Origin of the sequence: Mucilaginibacter sp., from assembly GCF_041663085.1 — a bacterium.
GTDB lineage: Bacteria > Bacteroidota > Bacteroidia > Sphingobacteriales > Sphingobacteriaceae > Mucilaginibacter.
On record NZ_JBAZRC010000238.1, the window covers coordinates 1 to 3,398 of the forward strand.

Here is a 3,398-nt window from a genome sequence, read left to right on the forward strand (position 1 = left end):
AAGCTCTTCTTTAGAGCTGCGTAATTTTTCTAATAATAGGTCCTTAAATTCTTTTAATTCTGAATCAGAATACCTTGTTTTTTCGTTTTCCATTTAACTTTTACTTATAGCAATCAAAATTTCGTACTCGTCAATAACGGCCTTCTCACCTTCAGTTAACTGATTATCAAGCACAAGGCTATCAGCTAAAATTTCGGCGCAAATATAGGATAAATTATTCTCCGTCGCTTTCCAGATCTCCGCGCCGCAATTCACAGCCACGGTTATCTTATCGGTAACTTCAAATTCTTTAGCCTTACGTAAGTTTTGTATGCGGTTTATTAATTCGCGGGCAATACCTTCCTCTTTCAGCTCGTCGGTTATCGTAACATCTAAAGCCACGGTTAGTTTGCCTAAATTTGCAACCTGCCATCCAGGAACATCCTCGGCGATGATTTCCACGTCAGATAACAGGATCTCATATTTACCATCAAGCACCGGGATAGAGCCATCGTTTTCCAGTTTAGAGATATCCTCCTGGCCAAATGCGTTGATAGCTGCGGCTACATCTTTCATATCCTTACCAACCTTAGCACCAAGGGCTTTAAAGTTTGGTTTTATTTTCTTTTTAATGAAACCGGCTGCATCGGTAATATACTCAATATCTTTGATGTTGGTCTCAGACAATATCAGTTCTTTTACCTTTTCTATCTGTATCTTAAAGTTCTTATCCAGTATGGGCAGTAAAATTTTACTTAACGGCCTGCGTACCGGGATCTCTATCTTTTTACGAAGCGATAACACCAATGACGAGATATCCTGCGCCATTTGCATACGCTCTTCCAAAGCGGTATCCACAAGGTCATTATGATACTCCGGATAGTAAGCCAGGTGTACCGATTCAAACTCTTCTTTACCGGTAACGCTGTTCAAATCGGTGTATAAACGCTCGGCAAAGAACGGCGCAATAGGCGACATTAATTTGCTGATGGTTATCAGGCAGGTATAAAGCGTTTGGTATGCTGATAGCTTATCTTCAGAATTATCTGACCTCCAGAAACGGCGGCGACTTAACCTGATATACCAGTTACTAAAGTGCGCGTCAACAAATTCCTGTATGGCGCGGGCAGCTTTGGTTGGTTCAAAATCGGCATAAAAACCGTCAACCTCTTTGCTTAGGGTATTTAATAATGATATGATCCAGCGGTCAAGCTCGGGGCGTTTGTCTAAAGCTATCTCGGCCTCTTCATACTTAAACTTATCGATATTGGCATAAAGCACAAAGAAAGAGTAAGTATTGTAAAGCGTGCCGAAGAATTTACGGCGAACCTCGTCTAACCCCTCAATGTTAAACTTCAGGTTATCCCATGGCGATGCATTGCTGATCATATACCAGCGGGCAGCATCAGCACCAAATTGCTCGATGGTTTCGAACGGATCAACACCGTTGCCCAAACGTTTAGACATTTTGTTGCCGTTCTTATCAAGCACAAGCCCGTTTGATACCACGTTTTTAAACGCTACGCCTTTGTTGCCAACCAGTTCATTTACGGCTTTCACCTCGTCGCTGGCTTCGCTCAGCATCACCGCTATGGCGTGCAGGGTAAAGAACCAGCCGCGGGTTTGGTCAACACCTTCGGCAATAAAATCTGCCGGGTAGGCAGCAGCAAACTCGTCTTTATTTTCGAAAGGGAAATGCCATTGCGCGTAAGGCATGGCGCCGCTATCAAACCAAACGTCGATCAGGTCGGGCTCGCGCAGCATTCGTTTGCCGGTTGATGAGGTTAATATCACATCATCCACATATGGGCGGTGCATATCCTCCAGTTTAAAGCCCGCAGGCATTAAACCGGCTGCTATCGATTTTTCAATCTCAGCATTCAGCTCTTCTATCGAACCGATACATTTTTCTTCTTTGCCATCTTCCTCGCGCCAGATAGGCAGCGGGGTACCCCAGTAACGTGAGCGCGAAAGGTTCCAGTCAACCAAATTTTCCAGCCAGTTACCAAAACGGCCTGTACCGGTACTTTCAGGTTTCCAGTTAATGGTTTTGTTTAGTGCAACCATTTTATCCTTAACCGCGGTGGTACGGATGAACCAGCTATCTAACGGGTAGTATAGTATAGGTTCATCAGAGCGCCACGAGTGCGGGTAACTGTGCTCATATTTTTTAACGTCGAACGCTTTGTTCTCGGTTTTTAGTTTGATGGAGATCAATACATCAGTCGGTTTAAAACCATCTGCTGCGCGGTCTGCATCGGTATAATATTCTTCTTTAACGTAACGGCCGGCAAAATCGGTAACCTCTTCTACAAAGCGGCCTTGCTTATCAACCAAAGGCACTTCTTTACCGTTCTCGTCCTTCACCATTACCGATGGCACGTTATTTTCCTTACATGCCCTAAAGTCATCCGCACCAAAAACAGACGCGGTGTGCACAATGCCTGTACCATCTTCGGTAGTCACAAAATCAGCCGGGATAACACGGAAAGCATTTTTCTCTAACTCAGCATTGGTTACATACGGCATCAGCTGCTCGTAATGGATGCCCAACAGGTCGGTTCCTTTAAACTCTCTGGTTAACGTCCACGGGATAATTTTATCGCCGCCTTTGTAATCGTCAAAAGATGCGTTCTCGCCTTCGGCCTTAAAATATTTCTTAACCAAATCCTTAGCCAATACAACGCTGATAGGTTCGTAGGTATATGGGTTAAAAGTGCTTATTTGTACATAGCTGATGCCCTCGCCAACGGCTAAAGCACAGTTTGACGGAAGTGTCCAGGGGGTGGTTGTCCAGGCCAGGATAAATACATCGCTGTTTACGCCATTAAATAAAAAGGCCGAATCCTGATCGTTCTTTACTTTAAACTGGGCAACAATGGTAGTATCCTTCACCATTTTATAAGTACCGGGCTGGTTCAGCTCGTGCGAACTAAGGCCGGTACCCGATTTTGGCGAGTAGGGTTGTACGGTATAACCTTTATACAGCAGATCTTTGTTATAAAGCTGTTTTAATATCCACCAAAGGCTTTCGATGTATTCGTTCTCGTAAGTAACGTACGGGTTGTCCAGATCAACCCAGTAACCCATTTTAAGGGTAAGGTCGTTCCAAACATCGGTATAACGCATCACCTCCTTACGGCAGGCATCGTTATACTCTTTTACAGTTATCTTTTTACCGATGTCATCTTTGGTGATGCCTAACGATTTTTCTACCGCAAGCTCTATAGGTAAACCATGGGTATCCCAGCCGCCTTTCCGCTTTACCTGGAAACCTTTAAGGGTTTTGTACCGGCAAAAAATATCCTTAATGCTACGCCCCATAACGTGGTGAATACCGGGCATACCATTAGCGCTGGGCGGGCCTTCATAAAAGGTGTACGGCTTGCTTGCCGGCCTGCTGCTGATACTTTTTTCGA

1 protein-coding gene is annotated in these 3,398 nt (G+C 44.5%); it reads right to left on the reverse strand.

What is annotated here, in order from left to right; translation table 11 throughout:
* Positions 1-93 precede the first annotated feature (93 nt).
* Positions 94-3,398 (reverse strand): isoleucine--tRNA ligase (gene ileS, locus WC615_RS23010; protein ID WP_372980366.1); only part of this gene is annotated, 3,305 nt, incomplete at its 5' end.